The sequence below is a fragment of the Streptomyces sp. bgisy027 genome (assembly GCF_057710365.1).
Window position 1 is genome coordinate 1 of the sequence record NZ_JBYIVZ010000064.1, and the last position, 22,259, is coordinate 22,259.

19 protein-coding genes are annotated in these 22,259 nt (G+C 72.2%); 10 read left to right on the forward strand and 9 right to left on the reverse strand.

The genetic code is table 11. From position 1 onward, the window contains the following. The first annotated feature begins 78 nt into the window (after positions 1-78). The 4 genes from AC3ETA_RS41200 to AC3ETA_RS41215 all read left to right on the forward strand — a co-directional run bounded on the left by AC3ETA_RS41200 (position 79) and on the right by AC3ETA_RS41215 (position 3,543). Positions 79-444 carry an Rv2175c family DNA-binding protein gene (locus tag AC3ETA_RS41200; protein WP_126898988.1) on the forward strand — a complete coding sequence of 122 codons (366 nt, stop codon included), beginning with the start codon at positions 79-81 and terminating at the stop codon, positions 442-444. Positions 445-770: 326 nt separating this feature from the next. Next, on the forward strand, positions 771-1,433 hold the full coding sequence (thiE, locus tag AC3ETA_RS41205) for a thiamine phosphate synthase (protein WP_432198032.1): 663 nt from the start codon (positions 771-773) through the stop codon (positions 1,431-1,433). Positions 1,434-1,611: 178 nt separating this feature from the next. Beyond that, positions 1,612-2,535, forward strand: a complete 924-nt coding sequence (gene metF, locus AC3ETA_RS41210) for a methylenetetrahydrofolate reductase [NAD(P)H] (protein WP_432198033.1) — start codon at positions 1,612-1,614, stop codon at positions 2,533-2,535. Positions 2,536-2,592: 57 nt separating this feature from the next. Continuing rightward, positions 2,593-3,543: an SCO2102 family sporulation regulator gene (locus tag AC3ETA_RS41215; RefSeq protein WP_432198034.1), complete on the forward strand. Its 951-nt coding sequence runs from the start codon at positions 2,593-2,595 to the stop codon at positions 3,541-3,543. A gap of 28 nt (positions 3,544-3,571) precedes the next feature. Here the strand turns inward: AC3ETA_RS41215 and AC3ETA_RS41220 are convergent, their stop codons facing one another. From AC3ETA_RS41220 to AC3ETA_RS41240, 5 genes are all read right to left on the reverse strand, one after another. After that, entirely contained in the window at positions 3,572-5,092 is a 1,521-nt protein-coding gene (locus AC3ETA_RS41220) for a phytoene desaturase family protein (RefSeq protein WP_432198035.1), read from the reverse strand. Positions 5,093-5,147: 55 nt separating this feature from the next. Continuing rightward, entirely contained in the window at positions 5,148-5,762 is a 615-nt protein-coding gene (locus tag AC3ETA_RS41225) for a DUF4126 domain-containing protein (protein WP_432198036.1), read from the reverse strand. Positions 5,763-6,161: 399 nt separating this feature from the next. Beyond that, positions 6,162-6,791 (reverse strand): TetR/AcrR family transcriptional regulator, encoded by a 630-nt coding sequence (locus tag AC3ETA_RS41230; protein ID WP_030954870.1) that lies wholly within the window; start codon positions 6,789-6,791, stop codon positions 6,162-6,164. 23 nt (positions 6,792-6,814) lie between these two features. Then, positions 6,815-8,899: a YhgE/Pip family protein gene (locus tag AC3ETA_RS41235; RefSeq protein WP_432198037.1), complete on the reverse strand. Its 2,085-nt coding sequence runs from the start codon at positions 8,897-8,899 to the stop codon at positions 6,815-6,817. Further along, positions 8,871-9,755: an ATP-binding cassette domain-containing protein gene (locus AC3ETA_RS41240; protein WP_432198038.1), complete on the reverse strand. Its 885-nt coding sequence runs from the start codon at positions 9,753-9,755 to the stop codon at positions 8,871-8,873. The genes AC3ETA_RS41235 and AC3ETA_RS41240 overlap by 29 nt, the downstream gene beginning before the upstream one ends. A gap of 166 nt (positions 9,756-9,921) precedes the next feature. Here AC3ETA_RS41240 and AC3ETA_RS41245 point away from each other — a divergent pair, with 166 nt between their 5' ends. The 3 genes from AC3ETA_RS41245 to AC3ETA_RS41255 all read left to right on the forward strand — a co-directional run bounded on the left by AC3ETA_RS41245 (position 9,922) and on the right by AC3ETA_RS41255 (position 12,412). Continuing rightward, positions 9,922-10,500: an SAV_6107 family HEPN domain-containing protein gene (locus AC3ETA_RS41245; RefSeq protein ID WP_432198039.1), complete on the forward strand. Its 579-nt coding sequence runs from the start codon at positions 9,922-9,924 to the stop codon at positions 10,498-10,500. Positions 10,501-10,901: 401 nt separating this feature from the next. Next, positions 10,902-11,729 carry a class I SAM-dependent methyltransferase gene (locus AC3ETA_RS41250; protein ID WP_432198040.1) on the forward strand — a complete coding sequence of 276 codons (828 nt, stop codon included), beginning with the start codon at positions 10,902-10,904 and terminating at the stop codon, positions 11,727-11,729. 290 nt (positions 11,730-12,019) lie between these two features. Continuing rightward, the gene (locus AC3ETA_RS41255) at positions 12,020-12,412 is read left to right on the forward strand and encodes a DUF3040 domain-containing protein (protein ID WP_030956416.1); all 393 of its coding nucleotides are present in this window, start codon (positions 12,020-12,022) and stop codon (positions 12,410-12,412) included. Positions 12,413-12,535: 123 nt separating this feature from the next. On the opposite strand, the gene AC3ETA_RS41260 is transcribed toward AC3ETA_RS41255, so the two are convergent. The 4 genes from AC3ETA_RS41260 to AC3ETA_RS41275 all read right to left on the reverse strand — a co-directional run bounded on the left by AC3ETA_RS41260 (position 12,536) and on the right by AC3ETA_RS41275 (position 18,195). Beyond that, positions 12,536-14,920, reverse strand: a complete 2,385-nt coding sequence (locus AC3ETA_RS41260; RefSeq protein ID WP_432198041.1) for a transglutaminase TgpA family protein — start codon at positions 14,918-14,920, stop codon at positions 12,536-12,538. Beyond that, positions 14,917-16,290 carry a DUF58 domain-containing protein gene (locus AC3ETA_RS41265; RefSeq protein ID WP_432198042.1) on the reverse strand — a complete coding sequence of 458 codons (1,374 nt, stop codon included), beginning with the start codon at positions 16,288-16,290 and terminating at the stop codon, positions 14,917-14,919. The genes AC3ETA_RS41260 and AC3ETA_RS41265 overlap by 4 nt, the downstream gene beginning before the upstream one ends. Next, the gene (locus AC3ETA_RS41270; RefSeq protein ID WP_432198043.1) at positions 16,287-17,330 is read right to left on the reverse strand and encodes an AAA family ATPase; all 1,044 of its coding nucleotides are present in this window, start codon (positions 17,328-17,330) and stop codon (positions 16,287-16,289) included. The genes AC3ETA_RS41265 and AC3ETA_RS41270 overlap by 4 nt, the downstream gene beginning before the upstream one ends. Positions 17,331-17,646: 316 nt before the next feature. After that, positions 17,647-18,195 carry a beta-class carbonic anhydrase gene (locus tag AC3ETA_RS41275; protein ID WP_030955286.1) on the reverse strand — a complete coding sequence of 183 codons (549 nt, stop codon included), beginning with the start codon at positions 18,193-18,195 and terminating at the stop codon, positions 17,647-17,649. A 442-nt stretch (positions 18,196-18,637) separates the two neighbouring features. On the opposite strand from AC3ETA_RS41275, the gene rsmH reads away from it, so the two are divergent. From rsmH to AC3ETA_RS41290, 3 genes are all read left to right on the forward strand, one after another. Then, on the forward strand, positions 18,638-19,594 hold the full coding sequence (rsmH, locus tag AC3ETA_RS41280; RefSeq protein ID WP_432198044.1) for a 16S rRNA (cytosine(1402)-N(4))-methyltransferase RsmH: 957 nt from the start codon (positions 18,638-18,640) through the stop codon (positions 19,592-19,594). Positions 19,595-19,672: 78 nt separating this feature from the next. Then, positions 19,673-20,278 carry a cell division protein FtsL gene (gene ftsL, locus AC3ETA_RS41285; RefSeq protein WP_432198045.1) on the forward strand — a complete coding sequence of 202 codons (606 nt, stop codon included), beginning with the start codon at positions 19,673-19,675 and terminating at the stop codon, positions 20,276-20,278. A gap of 5 nt (positions 20,279-20,283) precedes the next feature. Further along, on the forward strand, positions 20,284-22,245 hold the full coding sequence (locus AC3ETA_RS41290; RefSeq protein WP_432198046.1) for a peptidoglycan D,D-transpeptidase FtsI family protein: 1,962 nt from the start codon (positions 20,284-20,286) through the stop codon (positions 22,243-22,245). Positions 22,246-22,259 lie beyond the last annotated feature (14 nt).

Here is a 22,259-nt window from a genome sequence, read left to right on the forward strand (position 1 = left end):
TAGCACGGCGGGGCGACGCCCGCCCCGGGTGGACCGGCCTGACTTCCGACTGTCAGTGGCAGATGGCAGGCTTGTTCCGTGACCGAGATTGACGCAAAGACCGATGCTCTCGTCCCCGCCTGGCTCACCCTGCCCGACATCGCCGAACAGCTCGGCGTCGAGGTGACGCGCGTCCGGCAGCTGGTCAAGGAGGGCCAGCTCATCGCCGTACGCCGTGGTGAGAACCGCGCGCTGCACGTCCCTGCCGCCTTCATCGACGGAGACAAGGTCGTCAAGGGCCTGTCCGGGACCCTGACGCTCCTGCGGGACGACGGCTTCACGGACGAAGAGATGCTGGAGTGGCTCTTCACGCCCGACGAGAGCCTGCCGGGCACCCCCGCGCAGGCCCTCAGCGAGAACCGCGGCACGGAGGTGAAGCGGCGCGCCCAGGCGCTCGCCGTCTGATCCGAAGCACGCCTCACGCGCGAAGGGCGTGAATCCGAATCCGTCCGGCGTACCGGCCGGGGCCCAGGGCCGCGGTCGCGGGTGACTGCGGCCGCGTCCAGGGCTCCGGCCGACTGCGACTGCGCGGGGCGCGGTGGGCAGCACCTGCCGTGCGCACCAGCCGTGCCCCCGGGTTCTCCGGTCGGATCGGCACGGCACCCGCGGAGCGCGCGAGGGCCGCGTCCGCCGTACCGTCGGCTCCGGCTACCGTGTGCCACCGTCCGGCAACCGCCCGACCTCACCGGCCGGTCCCACCCGCCCGGCAACCCGATCACAGGGGGCACCGCATGTCCGACTCCGTCACCGCCGCCGGCGTCCGCAGCCAGCTCGCCGACGCCCGGCTCTACCTCTGCACCGACGCCCGCAAGCGGCAGGGCGACCTCGCGGAGTTCCTGGACGCCGCCCTGGCCGGCGGTGTCGACATCGTGCAGCTGCGGGACAAGGGAATGGAGGCGGCCGAGGAACTGGAGCACCTGAAGGTCTTCGCGGACGCCTGCGCCCGGCACGGCAAGCTCCTCGCGGTCAACGACCGGGCCGACGTGGCCCACGCCGCCGGCGCCGACGTCCTGCACCTCGGCCAGGGCGACCTTCCGGTCCCCGCCGCCCGCGCGATCCTCGGGGACGACGTCCTGATCGGCCGCTCCACGCACGCCGACCCGGAGGCCGACGCGGCCGCCGGCCAGGAGGGCGTGGACTACTTCTGCACCGGCCCCTGCTGGCCCACCCCCACCAAGCCCGGCCGCCACGCACCCGGCCTCGACCTGGTCCGGCACACCGCCCGGCTCGGCACCGACCGCCCCTGGTTCGCCATCGGCGGCATCGACCTCGGCAACCTCGACCAGGTGCTTCAGGCGGGCGCCCGCCGTGTCGTCGTCGTACGGGCGATCACGGAGGCCGGCGACCCGGCGGCCGCGGCGGCGGAGTTCGCCAAGCGGCTGCGGCAGGCGTAGACGGCCGATGGGGTGTGTCTCAGCCAGTGGGCAACCCGGCCGGTTTCCCGCGGGCCGATCCCCGTATTCGGCCGTTGTTCGGCCCCTGTTTGTCCAAGGCGTGGACAACGACCGGACAATTCGGGCAAATGTCCGGCGTCCGGTTGGGGGACCGGTGCCCCCTGGCTAACCTGCGGGTATGGCCCTCGGCACCGCATCCATCAGATCGGACCACGCTCGTACCGTGCGCGAGATGCTCGCGACCGGCAAAACGACGTATTCCTTCGAGTTCTACGCGCCCAAGACCCCGAAGGGCGAGCGGAACCTGTGGAACGCGCTGCGCCGGGTCGAGGCCGTCGGACCCGACTTCGTCTCCGTGACCTACGGCGCGGGCGGTTCCACCCGCGCCGGCACCGTCAAGGCGACCGAGGCCATCGCCTCGGACACCACGCTCACCCCGATCGCCCACCTCACCGCCGTCGACCACTCGGTGGCCGACCTGCGCAACATCATCGGCCAGTACGCCGACGCGGGGATCCGCAACATGCTGGCGCTGCGCGGCGACCCACCGGGTGACCCGCTGGGTGACTGGGTGCGCCACCCCGAGGGCCTCGCCTACGCCGCCGAGCTCGTCGAGCTGATCAAGGCGTCCGGCGACTTCTGCGTGGGCGTCGCGGCCTTCCCGGCGATGCACCCGCGCTCCGACGACTGGGATACCGACGTACGTCACTTTGTCGACAAGTGCCGTGCGGGTGCGGACTATGCGATCACGCAAATGTTCTTCGAACCCGAGGACTATCTGCGGTTGCGCGACCGTGTCTCGGCCGCCGGCTGCGACACCCCGATCATCCCCGAGATCATGCCGATCGCCAGCGCGAAGACGCTGGAGCGGATCCCCTCGCTCACCAACGCCGGCTTCCCGGCCGCCCTGAAAGAGCGGATCCTCACAGCAAAGGACGATCCGGCGGCTGTACGCTCCATTGGCATCGAGTTCGCCACGGAGTTCTGCGCGCGGCTGTTGGCCGAGGGAGTGCCCGGACTGCACTTCATCACGCTCAACAACTCCACGGCGACACTGGAAATCTACGAGAACCTGGGCTTGCACCATCCCCCGCAGGCCTAGACCGGCCGTCCTGACATACGTCACACTGCGTAGGCGGCCACTGGGAGAGGGGCGTACATGGGCTGGACGGTCCTCTACATCGCGTTCGGCGTCGTCGCGCTGTGGCTGCTCGGCGAGGTGCTGCTGCAGTACAAGGCGCGGCTGCGCTGGCGGCTGCTCGCGTTCGTCGGGTTCCTCGGCGTCGTCGTCGGGGTGCTGATCCCGTCGGTCGTCGTCATCGGTCTGGGCGCGGCCGCCTTCGCGATCGGCCAGACCTACGTCACGCTGTCGTTCCGCCGCGGCTTCTCGGCGGGCTGGGCGGTCTCCGCTCCGGCCCTGGGTCCCCTCGGCAGCAAGCGCCGCCGCGACGAGCCGGACCGCCAGGAACCGACCCTGGAGGTCTCCGACCTGGAGGCGTCCGGGGGCGGATTCGCGGGCCACGACGATCCCTACGGCCCGGACGGCGCCGGATACGGCGACGACTACGACCGCGACGACGTCTTCACCCCCACCCGGGGCGGGCAGCCCACGGCGGCGGAGTCGACCGCCGTCTACGAGCCGCAGCCCATGCCGGAGGACACCGGCTCGTACGGCATATACAGCGACGCCGCCTACGCCGCCGCAGGCCAGCAGAACCACGCCGCCGCGGGCCAGTCCCAGGACCAGTACGCGACGGCCGACCAGAGCTACGGATACGACGCCTACGCCGGCTACGACCAGCAGCAGTACGGCTACGACCAGGGCGCCCAGCAGCAGTACGCCGCCTACTCCGACCCGTACGTCGGCAACCAGACCTACGACGGCGCCTCCTACGACGCCTACGGCCAGCAGCAGTACGGCCAGCAGGGCTACGCCCAGGACCAGTACGCCACCGGCACCTACGGCGAGACCCCGTCCAGCGGCGTCTGGGTCCCGCAGCAGCGCACCGACGAGGCCTACGGCGGCGAACTCCCGCCGGAGCAGCAGTACCCCTACCAGGGCAACGGTCAGCAGCAGGGCCAGGGGTACGACGAGCAGTACCGTTTCTGACGCCCGGGTGAGCCGCTGTCCGGCGGCGTCACTGCGAGCCCTGGAAGTCCGGCCCCTCCACGATCAGTCCCGCCACCAGCGCGCCCGACATGCCGGCATGCGGAAGGCCGCCGCCGGGGTGGGACCAGCCGCCGACGGTGAACAGGCCCGCCAGGCCCGTGCTGTTGGACGGGCGCAGGAAGCTCCCCTCGGCCGCCGCGAGCGCGGGTGCGGGTACGGCGCCTCCCTCGGCGCCGGTCTCCAGCTTTGTGTGCACCGGCGTGCGGACCTCACGCCACAGGACGCGCTCACGCAGGCCGGGCAGAGCACGCTCGGCGGCGGCGACCATCCGGTCGGCGAACGTGTCCGCCGCCCCAGCCGCTTCCCAGTCGTACCGCGCCTGCGACGGCACCGTCGCCGTCAGCACCATGGACTCGTGGGCGTCGTCGGGGCGCAGCGCCGGGTCGCCCGGGCGGTCCAGCACGACCGTGGGACGGGCGGCGGGCTCGCCGCGCCCGAACGCCGCCAGCTCGGCCTGCCGGTCCGGGGTGTGCACCACCGTGCGGTGAGCGGCGTCCGCGTCCCGCGCGCCGGACAGCGCCAGGCAGACCACGACCCGACCCGGGGACATGCCCTCGCGGGCGGGCCCGACACCCTCCGCCGCGTACAGCTCGCGTCCGTGCGCCAGCTCGCTCAGGCGCCACGGCCCGGTGCCGACGACCAGGTCCGCCTCGGCCACCGTCGGCCCCTCGGCACCGGCCAGCTCCAGCCCCGCCGCGCGGCCGTCCTTCTCCAGGATCCCGGTGACCTCGACGCCGAAGTGGAACTCGACCTTCCTGGCCAGGCACCGCTCGTACACGGCCCGCGCCAACTCCCGCATGCCGCCGCGGACATACCAGGTCCCGAAGGCGTGCTCCATGTACGGCAGCACGGCCGCGTTGGCCGGAGCGGTGCCGGGATCCAGGCCGTACGCCAGCGCGTGGCTCTCCAGCAGGGCGACGAGCCGGGGGTCGCGCAGCTCCCAGGCGCCGACCTCGGCGAGCGTGCCCGCCCGGCGGGTGCGCAGGAGGCGCTTGTGCGGGACCGCGGGGTAGGGCTCGCGCTCCGCCAGCACCTGCCAGTTGGGCCACAGGGGCTCCTCCAGCAGTGGCCTGCGGGTGCGGTCCCAGGTCTCGCGGGCGCGGATCAGGAAGTCGCCCCAGCGGCCGCCCGCTCCGGCACCCAGCGCCTCGTCGAGTGCGGCCACCACGCCCGCGCGCGATGCGTTCGGCAGCGACACCTCGGTGCCGTCCGCGAAGACGTGCCGCGCGGACGGGTCGACCTGGACCAGCTCGACGCACGCCGCCAGCGGCTCCTTGCCGGTCTTGATGAACAGATCGCGGTACACGGCGGGGACCGCGAGCAGTCCGGGGCCCGTGTCGAAGCCGAAGCCGTCCCGCCCGAGGCGGCGCACCGCTCCGCCGTACGTCTCCGTGCGCTCGTACACCGCCACCCGGTGGCCCGCGACGGCCAGTCGGGCAGCGGCCGCCATCGCGCCCATCCCCGCGCCGATCACCGCAATCCTCGCCATGCCAGGGACTTTATCGGCCGGCACCGACAACGGCTCACCGACCTGGGCGAAGGGCTCAGCCGGGCCGTTGTGTGACCGCCTGCCCGAGCCGCTTCTCCGCCCGCCGCTCGGCCCTGCGCCGCAGGAAGCGACGGATCCGCGAGACCAGGAAGCAGAGCAGGAACAGCCCGGCGAGCAGCAGGGCGCCCGCGACGCCGGCCGCGGCGACGGGGTGGAAGATCGCGAAGGTGATGATCGCGGCGACCCCGAGGTCCTCGGCGAGGCTCACGACGACGTTGCTGAACGGCTCGGGCGAGGAGTTGACCGCCATCCGCGTCCCGGCCTTGACCAGATGGCTGACCAACGCCGTGGAACCGCCGACCGCGCCCGCCGCCAGCTCCGGCACCGACCCGCTCTGCCCGGCGAGCAGCGCCGCGACGACCGCGCCCGACACCGGCCGGATCACGGTGTGCACCGAGTCCCATGCCGTGTCGACGTACGGGATCTTGTCGGCGACGGCCTCGATGAGGAACAGCACGCCGGCCGCTGTCAGGACGTCGGGCCGCTGCAGTGCCTCGGGCACCTCGTCGCTCAGCCCCGTCGCGCCGAATATGCCGAGCAGCAGCACGACGGCGTAGACGTTGATTCCGCTGGCCCAGCCGCTTGTGAACACCAATGGGAGTACAGACACGGGGGCGATCGTAACCACTGGGCAACACCGGGTCTTGGGGATGAGCACGCAGCTCTGAGTACGCGTACCTAGCCGACGAGATGAGTACGCGCGCGGATGGGGCACGACCTGCGTGAACGAGAGAGTGGAGACACGGAGAAGGGGATCGGCTCCGGCACCGGCGACACGGGGCGCCGGAACGGAGCATCCCCGGATCCGCTCCTTCCGCCGGCCTGGTGTCGGCGGGAGTGAGACCGGGGGACCCGGGGGAACGACCGCACGGGGGTCCAGGGGGACACGGGGGAAATCGGGGGGCGTACGGGGGAACGGGGGAGCACGAGAGGGCGCCGGTTCGACAGTGGCCCGCGGGGGACGCGGCCACTTCGAACCGGCGCTTTCGTGTGTGCGCTCCGGCCGGTCTCAGCGGCGGCCGCTCACCCGGCCCTGCAACAGCCGGGACAGCGCCGCGTGCACATCGTCCAGGGAGCGCTCCGGCTGGAAGGACTTCCAGTCCAGCGCGGCCACCAGGACCATGCCGACCAGGGCCGCGGCCGTCAGCGGTACGTCGATCTCGTCGCTGAACTCGCCGCTCTCCACGCCCTCGCGCAGCACACCCTCCACGACCGCCACCGCCTGCTGACGGACCACCATCAGCGTGGACTGCCAGGCCCGGTTCGTCCGCCACAGCTCGGCGACGTACAGCTGCGTGAAGGACGGGTAGCGGTCGATGAAGACCAGCCCCGCGCGGACCATCGCGTCCAGGGCGTCCACCTTGCCGCCGCCCTCCCGCGCGGTCCGCTCGGCGGCCTCGCGCAGGGAGGCGGTCAGGAGGCCCACTCCGTGCCGCAGCAGCTCCTCGAAGAGGACCGACTTGCTGGCGAAGTTGTAGTAGACCGTGCCCTTCGCCACCCCGGCCCGCTCGGCGATCTCGTCGACGGTGGTGGCGGAGAAGCCCTGCTCGGCGATGAGCGTGACGGCCGCTTCGTAGAGCTTCTGCCGGGTGGCCTCACGGCGCGTGCTGCCGCCCGACGCGGCGCTGCTGCTTTCCATGGGGCTGATTGTCCCGCGCGCGCTCACAGGCTCAGCTCCGGGTGCAGCCGGTCGAGCGTCCACACCTGGCGGCGCCGGGCCGACAGCGCCGTCAGCGCGAGGGCGCCCGCGGTGAAGGCGACGAGCACCACGCACGCGTGCCACACCGGTCCCAGACCGCCGCCCGTGATGAGCCTCCTGAGGGCCTCCACGACGTAGCTCATCGGCAGGAAGGGGTGCAGCGCGTTGAAGAAGCCCGGACTGGTCTGTACGGGGTAGGTGCCGCCGGCGGACGTCAACTGGAGCATCAGGAGGGCCAGGACGAGGATCCGGCCGGCCGCCCCGAAGCGCGCGTTCAGCCACTGCACGATCGCCGCGAAGCACGCCGTCACCAGGAACAGGAAGCCCACCGTGCCCGCCGCGCGCGCCATCTGCAGCCCGACGGCCCAGTGCAGCACCGACATCAGGGCCACCGTCTGGAGCACGCCGATCGCCACCACGGGCAGCCATCCGGCCAGCGCGATCCGCCACGCGGGGGCGCCCGCGGCGAGCGCGCGCCGGTTCATCGGGGCGATCAGCATGTACGCCACCATCGCGCCCACCCACAGGGACAGCGGGATGAAGTACGGGGCGAACCCGGTGCCGTAGTTGGGCGCCTTGTGCAGGTCGCGGGAGAGCAGCTGGACCGGGTCGGCCATGACCTCGGTGCGCTGGTCGCGGTCCTTCTTGTCGTAGTCGGGGATCTGCTTCGCGCCGTCGTGCAGGCCCTCCGAGAGCTTCCCGGAGCCGTCGACGAGCTTGTAGATGCCGCCGTTGAGGTCGTGGGCGCCGGTCTTCAACTCGCCCACGCCGGTGTCCAGATCGGCCGCGCCGCCCTTGGCGTCGCCGAGCCCGGAGTGCAGCTTCTTGGCGCCCGCGGCGACCTTCGCGGCGCCCTGGTTGAGCTTGTTGATCCGGCCGACGGCGTCGTCGAGGTCCTCGGAGAGGCGGGGCGCGCGGTCGGCGAGACCCTGGGCCTGCTTCTGGAGCGTGGCGAGGTGCTTGTCGAGCTGTTTCAGGTCGCCGTCCTGGTCGGCGATCAGCGTGTTGAGGTCGTCGGCGATCGTCGCCACGTCGGCTGCGGACTGCTTGGCCTCCTTCAGGTCGGAGCAGGCCGGGTCGGGCAGTACGGCGTCCTCGCAGCGCGCCTTGACGATGAGATCCAGCGCGTCGGAGGCCGTGTGGGCGCCCTTGGCGGCGGCCGGAGCGCGCTCCACCCAGTCGTCGAGGTTGTTGCGGATCGCCCCCGAGAAGTCGGCGACGAGCTTGGCCGTGTCCCCGATGGTCTTCTCGTTGTCCTTCAGGAACGGGCCGATCTTCTTGTCGATCCCGTTGACCTTGTCGGCCAGCGTCCGCGTGCCCTCCGCGACCCGCCGCGAGCCGTCCTCCAGGTCGCCCGCGCCCTTGTTGAGCTTCTTCAGACCGGTGGACAGCTTGCCGCTGCCCTCCTTGGCGTCCTTCAGACCGTCGGCGAGGTCCTTGGAGCCCTTCTCCGCCTTGCCGATGCCGCCTTCGAGCCGGTCGGCGCCGTTCGCGGCCTTCACGGTCGCGCCGTGGATGTCGGAGAACGACACGAAGATCCGGTCCAGGAACGACCGCGACGCCTTCGTGGACGCCGCCTCGCGCACCTCGCTGAAGACCGTCCGTGAGATCTGCCCGACGATGTAGTTGTTCGCGTCGTTCGTACGCACCTGCAGGGCGCCCGTCTCCGGTGCGTCGCCCGCGCTGGAGGCGATCCGCTCACTGAAGTCGGACGGCATGGTCAGCGACAGGTAGTAAGTGCCGTCCTCCACACCCTTCTCCGCCTCGGCCGCACTCACCTCGCGCCAGTCGAACACGTCGCTCTCGCGCAGGCCCTTGGTGATGTCGTCGCCGGCCGTCAGCCTCTTCTCCCCGACGGCCGCCCCCTTGTCGTCGTTCACGAGCGCCACGGGGATCTTGTCGAGACGGCCGTACGGGTCCCAGAACGACCACAGGTACAGGGCGCCGTACAGCAGGGGCAGTACCAGCAGCGCGACCAGGGCGGCGCGCGGCAGCTTCCCCCGGCCGAAGCGCCTCAGCTCAAGCGCGGCCAGCCTCGGCGAGCGCATCGGCGGCCTCCTTTCCGTCGGATTCCTGCACGTCTTCCTGCGCGTCCCGGGAGGCCGGCGCCTCGTCCGTCGCGCCGGTTGGTTCGGTGGGCTCGGTCGGTGAGGTCGGTGAGGTCGGTGAGGTCGGTGAGGCCGGTCCGCCGGGCTCAGCGGGCTCGGTCGGCCCGGTGGAGAGCACGACCGTGCCTGCGGGGGCCTCGCTGCACACCGCGACGACCGTGGTCCCGCTCTCGGCGACGGACTTCAACAGCGCCCAGATCTCGGCCCGTTCGGCGTCCGAGAGCTTCAGGTCGGTGTCGTCGACGCCGAGCAGCCGCGGACGCCCGATCAGGGCCAGCGCCAGCGACAGCCGCAGCGCCTCCTGACGCTCCAGGTCCCGTACGGCCGTACGGGAGCCCTTGGGCAGGGACGCCAGGTCGAGTCCGGCCGCCGTCAGCGCGGCGTCGATCCGGAGCCGCTCGTCCGACTTCCGCTCGGCACGCGGGCGCAGCAGCCCCCGCAGCGAGTCCCCGAACCGCCGCTGGAGCAGCGCGCGTTCGTGGAGGTGCTCGGCGACGGTCAGGGCCGGCTCCAGGTCGGTCACACCCGGAACGTGGGCCACGGCACTCACGCGCCGCACCGCCGCCATGCGCTTGGGCAGCGCCGAACCGCCCACCGTCGCGGTCCCCTCGGTGGACTTCATCCGCCCGGTGAGCGCCAGCAACAGGCACGTACGGCCGGTGCCCGACGGCCCCTCGATCGTGATCAGCGAACCGGGCTCCGCCTCGAACGAGACCCCGCGGAACGCCCATCCGCGGGGCCCTTCGAGCCCGAGCCCCAGGGCCGTGACGCCGACTCCGGCCACGGTTCCCCCCATCCCTGCCCCCTCGATTTGAACTGACTGGTCAGTGCAAAAGCTAGTCCGAACTTGCGATCGAGGCAAAACCGCAGGTCAGAACGGATTGTCAGTGCCATACCTCACGATGGGCACATACGGCATCCCGTATCGGGCATGCCGTCACAGAGACGACAGGAGGTTCGTCATGGCCAGCTACCACGCAGCCGCCGCCCGTCGGCGCCGCGCCACCGGCCCTGCCCCCTCACTGACCGGCCCCGCGAGCGACGTGCATCCCGTGCTCCGCCGGGCCACGGCCCCGCCCGCCGCCCTCGATCTGCTCGCCCAGGCCCGTGCAGGACTGGACGAGGCCGCCGTTCTGGAGACACCGAACGAGCGGTACGCGACCGCCCACCTCGCCGCCCTGCGCACCGCCGCCGCCGTGCTGGCCGCGCGCGGGCGCCCGGAGCCCACATCCAGGCGCCGGGCCCGCATCCGGAGCGCTTGGGAAGTGCTCCCCGAGATCGTGCCCGAACTCACCGAGTGGAGCGCCCTGTTCGCCTCGGGCGCCCGGCGCCGAGCCCGGGCCGAGGCCGGCATCCAGGGCGCGGCCAGCCGCCGGGACGCCGACGACCTGATACGCGACGTGGCGATGTTCCTGCGCCTCGTCGAACGGATGCTGGTGCTCCAGCCGGTCCTGCCCCAGCCGCGCACCGACGCGGACGGCGACACGCAGGAGCCCGGTGGCGCGCAGCGGGGGAGGGATGAGATGCCGGACGCGGGGTGAGAGAGAACCGGCTGACGGGGTGAAGGCGATCGGGTCGACGGGGAGTGGGCGATCCGGCTGACGGGGTGAGGGGGACCGGGCCGACGGGGGACGGTGATCTGGCTGACGGGGTGAGGGGGACCGGGCAGACCGGGGACGGCGATCCGGCTGACGGGTCGAGGGGAGAGGGCGATCCGGTCGGCGAGGTGAGCGGGATCCGGCCCGGTCACCGCGTTGCCGCACCGCATCTGTCCGCCGTGCGAGACGTACGGCGTCGCGCGGCACCGCGATGCCCGAGAGGGCTGGCGCAGGCAATAGGGTGGAGGGCGCCTGAAGCCTTCCCGCCCGTGACCCGGGCCGAGGGAGGCAGCCCGCTCGCTCCGCCGTGCAGACGGCGGCGCCCCGCCGAGGAGTCAATCGCCGTGTCGGACCCGATGCGCCCGCCCGTCTCCCACCAGCACCCTCAGACGGCGTCGCTGCGCTCCGACCCCCCTCGCCCCCGTGCCTCCCTGCGTACCGCCGTGGTCTGGGAGGTCCTCCAGGACGCTCTGGACCGCCGGGTGAAGGCCACGGGCCGCCAGGCGCTGGACGTCCTGGACACCGGCGGCGGCAGCGGCAACTTCGCCGTGCCCCTGGCCCGCCTCGGTCACCGCGTCACCGTGGTCGACCCCAGCCCGAACGCGCTCTTCGCCCTGGAGCGGCGCGCCGCCGAGGCCGAGGTCGCCGACCGGGTGAAGGGCGTGCAGGGAGACGCCCACGGCCTGTTCGACGTGGCCGAGCGCGGCGGGTACGACGTCGTGCTGTGCCACGGCGTCCTGGAGTACGTGGACGACCCCGCCGAGGGCATCCGCAACGCGGTGGCCGCCCTGCGCTCCGAGGGCGTCCTCAGCCTGCTCGCCGCCGGGCTGGGCGGTGCCGTGCTGGCGCGCGCCCTCGCCGGGCACTTCAAGGAGGCCAAGCAGGCCCTTGAGGACCCGGACGGCCGCTGGGGCCAGGGTGACCCCATGCCGCGCCGTTTCACCGCCGAGCAGCTCACCGAGCTCGTCGAGGGAGCCGGGCTCAGGGTCGGCGCCGTGCACGGTGTGCGGGTCTTCGCCGACCTGGTTCCCGGCGTGCTGGTGGACACCGAGCCGGGGGCGCTGGAGGCGCTGCTGAAGCTGGAGGAGGCGGCGGCCGAGCTGCCCGCCTTCCACTCGGTGGCCACCCAGCTCCATGTGCTGGGCGAGACGGGAGAGAGCTCCGGGACCTGAGCCGCTTACTGCGCCCGGACCCCCAGGGTGCGCCTTGATCAGGGACTTGGCTGCACATGGAGTACGCCACAGGCCCCCCGATCCAGCGCGCGGCGCCGTATGATCGAGGGAGACCGTTCCGGCATGACGGGTCGGCCGCTGGGGAATGAAGATCTCAGCGAGCCGGGACGCCCATGCCGGAGCCCGGTTGGCCAATTGGCGTAGAGGGGCGGGTTTCACGGGGGCGATTCCCTGCCTATCCTGAAGGGACCCCCGGGTCGCCCCGGCGACTGCACGATGAGGAGGACTCCGTGCCGCTCTCGGAGCACGAGCAGCGAATGCTCGAGCAAATGGAGCGAGCGCTGTACGCCGAAGATCCCAAGTTCGCGACAGCGCTTGAGGGAAGCGGGCTGCGTACGTACACCCGGCGACGGGTCTACCAGGCGGTCGCGGGCTTCCTCGTAGGTATCGCGCTCCTCATGGCTGGAATGGTCGCCAAGCAGGTGTGGCTCAGCGTGGTGGGATTCCTCGTCATGCTGGGCTGTGCGGTACTCGCGGTGACCGGCTGGCGCAAGGCCCCCAAGCCGGGCGAACAGCCCTCCGGCGGCCAGCAGGCCCGCCGTCAGCCACGTCAGAAGCGCTCCATGATGGACCGCATCGAACAGCGCTGGCAGCGCCGCCGTGACGAACAAGGCGGCCATTGATTCGAAGAGCTCCCCGACAGCTCCAGGACATGCGTCAGGGGGGTGACCACCGACCGGTGGTCACCCCCCTGACGTATGTCCTGCCGCGCCTGACGTACGTCCTGTCACGGCCGCAGCCGCCACCTACCCCCGCTGGCCGGGCGTCGACGGCTTCCGCAGTGTCGGCCGGGCCGCTGCCGCCCGGCGCTTGAGCGCGGTCCACCAGTCCGACACCGCCCAGGCCACACGCACGCTGGACCGGGGGAGCAGCAGTGCGCGCAGGCTGGCCGTCCAGGCGGCCCTGGAGCGAAGGTCGGACCGGACCCGCCGGACGTCCTCCGCGAGGCCCGCCGTCGGGTGGGGGACGGGGGCGTAGAGGACCTGCTCCACCGCGTCGGCCACGCGGTGGACCGAGGCCGCGGCCGGCGGGTCGAGGTGACCCAGACGGACGATGCGGGCGGCTGTCTTGCGGGGAGTCCGGGAGTCGTCCGGCGGAATACCGAAGTCCCAGGCCGTGTCCGTCAGTTCCTGCCAGACCGACAGGGTGTGCAGCGGGATGTCCGCCTCGGCGCGGCCGTGTGCTCCCAGCCGTACCGATCTCGTCCGTAGTCGCCACAGCATCGGAGCCGACGGGATCAGCAGTGCCGCGGCGCCGCCGAGCGCCCATGCCAGCAGGACGTACCACTTCGGGCCGTCACCGCCGACGGCCACCGCGGCCTCCGGCGACTCGCTCGCGCACAGCTCCGGGTTCTGCCCCGCGCAGCTCTCGCTGGTCGAGGGAGCGGCGGACGGGCCCGTGCTCGCCGACTGCGAGGGCCGTGCCACGTCCGGGAGCGTGGAGCCCGGCGTGTCCGCCTGGGTGTACGAGGGCACCGAGCCACGGGTCGGCGTCGGCTCGAAGCGGGTCCAGCCCACGCCCTCGAAGTACAGCTCGGGCCAGGCGTGCGCGTCCCTGAGCCCCACCGAGACGGAGTTGTCGCCCTGCGGGGTGCCGGGCGCGAAGCCCACCGCGACCCGGGCCGGTATGTCCAGCGAGCGGGCCATCGCCGCCATCGCGAAGGAGAAGTGGACGCAGAAGCCTTCCTTGTCCCGCAGGAAGCGGGCGATGGCCTCGGGACCACTGCCGACCTTGACGTCGGTGTCGTACTGGAAGCCGCCCGTGACGGCGAAGTACTCCTGGAGCTGGACCGCCTGCTCGTAGTGGCTGGTCGCGCCCTCGGTGACCTCGCGCGCGGTCCGGCCGACCACCCCGGGCAGCGAATCCGGCAGCCTGGTGAACTCGCGCTTCAGCGCTGCCGGCGGCTCCGGGGCGCCCGCGAGCTGGTCCGCCGTCGGCTGCACGTCGAGGCTGCGCACGGTGTACGTCACCCCGCGCGTGGTCTGGCGGCGGTCGCCGACCACCGTCATGCCCAGCGGTTCGTACCGCCAGTTGCCGCTGATGTCCACGCCGCTCGGCGGGTACGGCATCGGCAGCCAGTTCTGGGCGTACCAGTCGGCCGCCGAGACGGTCGTCTCCACCTCGGCGCGCTTGACGTCGGCGCCCAGGCCGAAGGGGGTGGGGAACTTGTCCGGCACGGCCTCGATGCTGCGCTTGGACGGCTGCCAGGTGGTGCCGTCGAAGTCGTCCAGGGACACGATCCGCAGGTAGAGGTTGGAGATGTCGGCCGAGTCGGTCTTCAGGGACAGGACCTCACGGTCCTCGTCGACGTTCAGGCTGTCGCGCAGGGACACCAGCGGGTTCACCGCGGAAATCGTGCCCCCGTTCCCACTGCCGGATCCCACGCCCGTGCCCGCGGCGTCCAGCAGCCCGCCGTTCATCGAGGGCAGTGCCAGCGGCACCGCCAGGGCGATGCCCAGCGCGACCACGCCGATGCGCCGGCCGGTGCGGACCGGCGCCACCGCGCCGCTCGGCTCCCCGCCCGGCGTCCGCGGTGCCCCGCCGAAGACCCGGCCCCACTGCGAGAGCCGGTCGCGGCCCTCGGCCAGGAGCAGCATCAGATAGCCCATGGCGGCGACCAGGAACCACAGCCAGTCCGCGCCGCCGTCGGACAGCCCGGCAGCCACGGAGTACAGCGCCAGCAGGGGCAGCCCGGCGGGCGCTGCGCTGCGGAACGTCACGGCGAGGGTGTCCACCGCGAGGCCGATGATCAGGACGCCGCCGATGAGCATGAGGCGGATGCCGTCGGACAGCGGCGCCGGGATCGAGTACCGGCTGACGTCGTCCGCGCCGGACTGCAACAGGTCGGCGAAGTGGGCGAAGGCCTCCGGCCCCGGGATCACTCCGACGATCGCCTGCTGGTCGGCGAAGGTCAGGGTCAGCAGCATCAGCGCGACCAGGGCCTGCGCGGCCACCGTCACCGGCCGGGCCAGCGGGACCCGCCGGGTCGCCATGCCCACGCCCGTCTGGATCGCGAGCAGGAAGATCGCCTGCAGCAGCCAGGTCACCGGAGAGACCAGCGGCAGCAGGGCGCACGAGGCCATCAGCGTGGCCGCCGCCGCGCACAGCGCCATCCGTGTCCGCCCGCTCATGCCGCTCCCCCCTCGCCCAGCCCGCCGCCGCTCGCCGCGGCGTCCGTACGCGCTCGGTCCGCCTGGCGCCACAGCTCGTTCACCGAGGCGCCCCGCGGCACGCCCAGGGCCGTCCAGCCCGCCTCCCGCAGCATCCGCAGCCGCTCCTCGCCCCTGTCCAACGCGCCGGGCACATCGGTGGGTTCCCGCCCCCAGGTCCCGCTGTCCAGCACGAACGCCACCGCGCCCCCGCTGCGCTGCCGCATCTTGGCGGCCACCGTCGCCTGCTCCTCGTCCAGGTCGCCGAAGAAGGCGACCAGCAGTCCCTCGTTGCCGCCGCGCAGCACGTCGTAGGCCCGCGACAGACCCGTGCCGTCGGAGTGGTCGATCACCGCGAGGGTGTCCATCATCAGGCCCGCAGCGTCCGCCGACTCCTGGCTCGCACCCGCGAACCCGTCGGCGCCCTCGCCGGGCACCGAGCTGCCGGTGTCGGTCAGCAGCCGGACGGAGAAGCCCCGCTCCAGCATGTGGACCAGCACGGACGCCGTGCCCGACACGGCCCACTCGAAGGCCGAGTCCGGGCCCGCGCCCTGGAAGGCGAGGCCACGGGTGTCCAGCAGCACCGTGCAGCGGGCGCGCTGCGGCTGCTCCTCGCGGCGCACCATCAGCTCGCCGTAGCGGGCGGTGGAGCGCCAGTGGACGCGGCGCAGGTCGTCGCCGTAGCGGTAACCCCGCGGGATCACGTCGTCCTCGCCGGCCAGCGCCAGCGAGCGCTGCCGCCCGTCGCCGTACCCCTTCGCCTCGCCGCTGAAGCGCACCGGCGGCAGCGGCTCCACGCGCGGGATGACGGTGAGGGTGTCGTACGTCGAGAAGGAGCGGGTCAGCTCGCACATCCCGAACGGGTCGCTCAGGCGCAGCTGCAACGGGCCCAGCGGATAGCGGCCGCGCAGGTCGGAACGGACCCGGTAGGACACCTCGCGGCGGCCGCCCGGCTCGACCCGGTCCAGCACGAAGCGGGGACGCGGGCCGAGGACGTAGGGCACCCGGTCCTGGAGCATGAGCAGGCCGGTGGGCAGCCGGGAGACGTTGTCCATGCGCAGGTGCACTCGCGCCTCGCTGCCGGCGGGCACGCGCGCGGGGGAGAGCCTGCGGCTGCCCGAGACGCGGTACCGGGTGCGGTACAGGACCGTCGCGCAGACCAGCGGGAGCACCGAGAGCAGCAGTCCGACGCGCAGCAGGTCGCTCTGGCCGAGGACGTAGGCGCAGACGGCGGCCGCGATGCCGGCGGCCAGGAAGGAGCGCCCGCGCGTGGTCAGACCGGCCAGTGCCGTGCGGATCCCGCCCTTCTCGTCGCGCTCCGCCTCGGCCTGGCCCGTACTGCCGGAGGTCATCCGAGCCTCCGCGGCGGCTGCTGGCCGTACGGCTGAGTGCCGCGGCCCAGGCCACCGAAGCCGTGCTGCTGTTGCTGCGCGGTGGGCACGGGGGTGCGCTGGAGGATCTCCTGGACGACCTGCTCGGACGTGCGGCGGTTGAGCTGGGCCTGTGCGGTGGGCAGCAGGCGGTGGGCCAGGACGGCCACAGCGAGGGCCTGCACGTCGTCCGGCAGTGCGTACTCCCGGCCGCTGAGGGCCGCGGACGCCTTCGCGGCGCGCAGCAGGTGCAGCGTCGCGCGCGGGGAGGCGCCGAGTCTGAGGTCGGGGTGGTTGCGGGTGGCAGCGACCAGGTCGACCGCGTAGCGGCGAACCGGCTCGGCGACGTGCACCCCGCGCACCGCGTCGATCAGCTTCACGATGTCGTGCGCGTGCGCCACCGGCTGCATGTCCTCCAGCGGTGAGACGCCGCCGTGCACGTCCAGCATCTGGAGCTCGGCCTCGACGCTGGGGTAGCCGACCGAGACGCGGGCCATGAAGCGGTCGCGCTGGGCCTCGGGCAGCGGGTAGGTGCCCTCCATCTCGACCGGGTTCTGCGTGGCCACCACCATGAAGGGGCTCGGCAGCTCGTAGGTCTGGCCGTCGATCGTGACCTGGCGCTCCTCCATGGACTCCAGGAGCGCGGACTGCGTCTTCGGCGAGGCGCGGTTGATCTCGTCGCCGATCACGATCTGGGCGAAGATCGCGCCCGGCTTGAACTCGAAGTCCTTGCGCTGCTGATCCCAGATCGACACACCCGTGATGTCCGACGGCAGCAGGTCCGGCGTGAACTGGATGCGGCGCACCGAACAGTCGATGGACCGCGCCAGCGTCTTGGCCAGCATGGTCTTGCCCACGCCGGGAACATCCTCGATCAGAAGATGTCCTTCGGCGAGCAGTACGGTCAGCGAAAGCCGTACGACCTCGGGCTTGCCCTCGATCACTCCCTCCACCGCGTCGCGGACTCGCTCCGCAGTGGCGGTCAGATCAGTGAGGCTCGCTCGATCGTCATAGGTCGTCACCCGGCCCTCCTCGGCCCGTTCTTTCCGGGCCGACGCGATGCGCGGACCGGCCCACCCCTGGAACACGGACACCACGCGTGAAGTGTTCCGCGTGTTGCCACACCCGCATTCTTGCTGCCGTTACCGATTCGTGTCACTCGCCTGTGGACAACTGCCTGCGATATGTCGGGTCTTACGGCCTTTTGGGCACGCCCGAGCGCAAATTGACAGCGGAACGACAGGTGCCACGCATGGTCACGCGACTCTCGCGCGACGGTCGCACGGCGTCGACCGAACGGCATCCGGGCCGACCGTCGCACGGAGCGCGCTCCGGCGGTTACGCGGGGTCGATCTCGCGCAGCAGACCCGTCTTCACGTCGAAGACGAAGCCCCGCACCTCGTCGGTGTGCAGCAGGAACGGCGAGGTGCGCACGCGCTGCATCGACTGCCGGACGTCCTGGTCGACGTCACGGAACGCCTCCACCGCCCAGGCCGGACGCTGGCCCACCTCGAGCTCCAGCTCGTTGCGGAAGTCCTCGGTGATGCTCTCCAGACCGCACCCGGTGTGGTGGATCAGGACGATGCTGCGGGTGCCGAGCTTGCGCTGGCTGATGGTGAGCGAGCGGATCACGTCGTCCGTGACCACGCCGCCCGCGTTGCGGATGGTGTGACAGTCGCCGAGCTCCAGACCCAGCGCGGCGTGCAGGTCGAGACGGGCGTCCATGCAGGCCACGACGGCGACGTGCAGGACGGGGCGGGCGTCCATGCCCGGGTCGGTGAAGGCGTCGGCGTAGCGCTCGTTGGCGTCGACGAGACGGTCGGTGACCGTGCCGCGGCGGACTATCGCACTGTCGGGGCCGGTGGGAACCGATGCAGAAGTCGTCATACCCATGACGTTACTGGTCACGTCCAGGGCGGTCCTGTTGTGAGAGGGGACAAAGAACGTCATCGAGGCTTGTTGTGAGCTAACCCACAGGGGTGGTGTGAGTGCCCCCGTACGAGCCTTTTTCCCGGCGGTACGACTTCCGCCGAACCCGAAGCGGCGACGCGCAGGCCGGTTGATTGACCGTGCCACACGGTGGACTAAAGTGACGCGAAGCGGGAGGCGTGACTCCCTGCTGGACTGATTTTCCCGGAGACACCGGCGATTTTGTCCGGAGATCTCCCCGCGTGCGCGGCGCGTACGTACGGCTCGGCCTCCTCCCGCTCCCGGTCGGCTGACGCTTCCGGCGCCGGCCGGCCTCCCGTTCACTGGGGGTCCCCCAATTTGTCGGGGGAGGGTGGGGACCCGGCGGTGCGCACCGTCCCGCCGGATCTGAGAGGGCCCCTTGAGTTCCAGTCGACACGTCCCGGTGATGCTCCAGCGGTGCCTGGACCTGTTGGCCCCCGCCCTGCAGCGGCCGGGCGCGGTCGTCGTGGACTGCACGCTCGGGCTCGGCGGCCACAGCGAGGCCCTGCTGACGCAGTTCCCCGAGGCCCGGCTCGTCGCTCTCGACCGCGACAAGGAGGCCCTGCGCCTGTCCGGCGAGCGGCTCGCTCCGTACGGCGAGCGCGCCACCCTCGTGCACGCCGTCTACGACGAGCTCCCGGACGTCCTGGCCAGGCTCTGCATCGCGCGCGTGCAGGGCGTCCTGTTCGACCTCGGCGTCTCCTCCATGCAGCTCGACGAGGCCGACCGGGGCTTCGCCTACGCCCAGGACGCCCCTCTCGACATGCGCATGGACCAGACGACCGGCATCAGCGCCGCCGAGGTCCTCAACACCTACCCGCCCGGCGAGCTGGTCCGGATCCTGCGCGCCTACGGCGAGGAGAAGCAGGCCAAGCGGATCGTGGCCGCCGTCGTGCGCGAGCGCGCCAAGGAGCCGTTCAGCAACAGCGCCCGGCTCGTGGAGCTGATCCGGGACGCGCTGCCGCAGGCCGCCAAGCGCACCGGCGGCAACCCGGCCAAGCGCACCTTCCAGGCGCTGCGCATCGAGGTCAACGGCGAGCTCTCCGTCCTGGAGCGGGCGATCCCGGGCGCCGTGGCGGCCCTGGCCGTCGGCGGGCGGATCGCCGTGCTGTCGTACCACTCGCTGGAGGACCGCCTGGTCAAGCAGGTGTTCGCGGCCGGCGCCGCCAACACCGCGCCGCCCGGGCTGCCCGTCGTCCCCGAGCAGTACCAGCCCCGGCTCAAGCTGCTGACGCGCGGTGCCGAACTTCCCACCGAGGAAGAGATCGCCGAGAACCGGCGCGCGGCACCGGCGCGGCTGCGCGGGGCCGAGCGCATCAGGGAGTCCATCGAATGAAGGCCGTGAGGCAGGGGCGGGAGTCCGGGTCCGCGACGCGAAGGCATCGGTTGGAGAACCGGACCCGGGGGAGGGCGAGTGAGTAGGAAACCCGAACTGAGGGGGCGGGCCGCCCGGCTCGCGCGGCTCCTGCCCCCGGGCGCCGGGCAGGCGGCCCGTGCCCCGTTCGTCCTCCTGGTCGTCCTTCTCCTCGGCGGCGGCCTCATCGGCCTCCTCGTGCTGAACTCCGCCCTCAGCGAGGGCGCCTTCCAGAAGGACGACCTCCAGAAGGAGACGAAGGCCCTCACCGACGAGGAACAGTCCCTCCAGCGGGACATCGACGCCTACTCCGCCCCCGACGCGCTCCTGCGCCGGGCCCGCGAACTCGGCATGGTCCCGGGCGGCGACCCCGCCTTCATCGCCCCGGACGGCACGGTCAAGGGCGTCCCCAGTGCCGCGCCCGCCGGGCAGACCGCCGCCCGCGACGCCCTCGTCCTCGCCCCCGAGGCCATCCCCGGCTCGCCCGCGACGCCCTCGACGTCCGGCCCGGACACCACCTCGCCGGGCTCCGCGACGACACCGGCCGCGCCCGGCGCCGGCCAGGCGACCCCGCAGACCGTTCCCGACCGCACGGCCCCCCTCCAGCAGTCCGCCCCCTCCGCCCCGTCCGCCCAGGCCTCCACGTACCCGACCCCCGGCAGGTGACGGAAGTGTCCGACAGGGAACCGCCGCGGCGCCGCGTGCCCGGACCCGCCAAGCCCGCCCGCTCCGGCGGCGTCCAGCGGCGCCCGGGTCCCGGCGCCCGCCCGGCCCGCCGCCCGGCCCGCCCGCGTCCCGGGGCGCCCGCCGCCATCCGGCTCGGCAGCCCCCGCCCCCGGCTGCGCATGGTCAGCCTGGCTCTGACGCTGGTCCTGCTCGCCTTCGTCGTACGACTGCTCCAGGTGCAGGGCGTCGACGCGAGCACCTATGCCGCCAAGGCCGAGAAGAACCGCTATGTCGGCTACACCCTGGCCGCCGAGCGCGGCGGCATCACCGACCGCAACGGCGTGGCGCTGGCGACCAGCGTGGACGCGTACGACATCACGGCCGACCCCACGCTGTTCTCCCGTGACCAGCTGAAGATCGACGACGGTCCCGAGCAGGCGGCAGCCCTGCTCGCCCCGATCCTCGGCCAGGACCAGGAGAAGATCGTCGACAAGCTCCGGCCGGCGAACCGGAACCTGCGCTACACGCTGCTGGCCAGCCGTCAGACCCCGCAGGTCTGGAAGCAGATCAAGGACCTGAAGAGCGCGCTGGCCACCAAGGCCGAGACCGACAAGAGCGCGGTCAACGTCCTCGCGGGCGTCCTCTCCGTCGCCAGCAGCAAGCGGGTGTACCCGAACGGCGACCTCGCCGCCGGGATACTGGGCTGGGTCAACGCCGACGGCAAGGGCGGCGGCGGTGTCGAGCAGCAGCTGAACAAGACGCTGGCCGGCAAGGACGGCGAGATCCGCTACGCCCAGTCCGGCGGCCGGCAGGTTCCCACGGTGAACTCCACCGAGACGCCTGCCGTGCCCGGCAGCGACGTCGAGCTCACCATCGACCGCGACATCCAGTGGGCCGCGCAGAACGCGATCACCAAGCAGGTCGAGGAGTCCAGGGCGGACCGCGGCTATGTGATCGTCCAGGACACCCGTACCGGCGAGATCCTCGCCATGGCCAACTCGCCCGGCTTCGACCCGAACGACCTCTCCGAGGCCTCCAGCGCGAACATGGGCAACGCCGCCCTCCAGGACGCCTACGAGCCCGGCTCCACCGCGAAGGTCATGTCCATGGCCGCCGTACTGGAGGAGAACGTGGCCACGCCCGGCACGCATGTCATCGTGCCCAACCGGCTGCACCGCGGCGACCGGCTCTTCAAGGACGACATCGACCACGCGACCTGGTACCTCACGCTCAACGGCGTGCTCGCCAAGTCCAGCAACATCGGCACCATCCTCGCCACCGGCCAGCTCGGCAAGACCCAGCGGCAGTCCAACAAGGTCCTCTACGACTACCTGCGCAGGTTCGGCCTCGGCAGCTACACCGGGCTCGGCTTCCCCGGCGAGACCCCCGGCATCCTGGCCGCCCCCGACAAGTGGTCGACCTCGCAGCAGTACACGATTCCTTTCGGCCAGGGTCTCTCCCTGAACGCGATGCAGGCGGCATCGATCTACTCGACGATCGCCAACGGCGGCGTACGCGTCGAACCCACGCTGGTGCGCGGCACCGAGGGACCCGACGGGCAGTTCACCGAGGCGCCGAAGCCCAAGAAGACCCGGGTCGTGAGCGCGAAGACGGCGAGGACCCTCGCCCAGATGCTGGAGTCCGTCGTGGACGACCGGGAGGGCACCGGCACCAAGGCGCGCATCCCCGGCTACCGGGTCGCGGGCAAGACCGGTACGGCGAACCGCGTGGATCCGGCCACCGGAAAGTACCGCGGCTACACGTCCTCCTTCGCCGGCTTCGCGCCCGCCGACAACCCCCGGATCACGGTCTACTGCGCCATCCAGAACGCCACCCAGGGCAACTACTTCGGCGGCCAGATCTGCGGCCCCATCTACAAGCAGGTGATGGAGTTCGCGCTGAAGACCCTCCAGGTCCCGCCGACCGGGGCCAAAGCCGCCAAGCTCCCGGTCTCCTACAAACCCTGACCACCCTGATCAGC

Excerpts from the sequence above, each read along its gene's own strand:
- thiE (WP_432198032.1), top strand. The coding sequence starts at position 771 with ATGTCCGACTCCGTCACCGCCGCCGGCGTCCGCAGCCAGCTCGCCGAC.
- metF (WP_432198033.1), top strand. The coding sequence starts at position 1,612 with ATGGCCCTCGGCACCGCATCCATCAGATCGGACCACGCTCGTACCGTG.
- AC3ETA_RS41215 (WP_432198034.1), top strand. The coding sequence starts at position 2,593 with ATGGGCTGGACGGTCCTCTACATCGCGTTCGGCGTCGTCGCGCTGTGG.
- AC3ETA_RS41220 (WP_432198035.1), bottom strand. The coding sequence starts at position 5,092 with ATGGCGAGGATTGCGGTGATCGGCGCGGGGATGGGCGCGATGGCGGCC.
- AC3ETA_RS41230 (WP_030954870.1), bottom strand. The coding sequence starts at position 6,791 with ATGGAAAGCAGCAGCGCCGCGTCGGGCGGCAGCACGCGCCGTGAGGCC.
- AC3ETA_RS41235 (WP_432198037.1), bottom strand. The coding sequence starts at position 8,899 with ATGCGCTCGCCGAGGCTGGCCGCGCTTGAGCTGAGGCGCTTCGGCCGG.
- AC3ETA_RS41240 (WP_432198038.1), bottom strand. The coding sequence starts at position 9,755 with ATGGGGGGAACCGTGGCCGGAGTCGGCGTCACGGCCCTGGGGCTCGGG.
- AC3ETA_RS41245 (WP_432198039.1), top strand. The coding sequence starts at position 9,922 with ATGGCCAGCTACCACGCAGCCGCCGCCCGTCGGCGCCGCGCCACCGGC.
- AC3ETA_RS41260 (WP_432198041.1), bottom strand. The coding sequence starts at position 14,920 with ATGAGCGGGCGGACACGGATGGCGCTGTGCGCGGCGGCGGCCACGCTG.
- AC3ETA_RS41265 (WP_432198042.1), bottom strand. The coding sequence starts at position 16,290 with ATGACCTCCGGCAGTACGGGCCAGGCCGAGGCGGAGCGCGACGAGAAG.
- AC3ETA_RS41275 (WP_030955286.1), bottom strand. The coding sequence starts at position 18,195 with ATGACGACTTCTGCATCGGTTCCCACCGGCCCCGACAGTGCGATAGTC.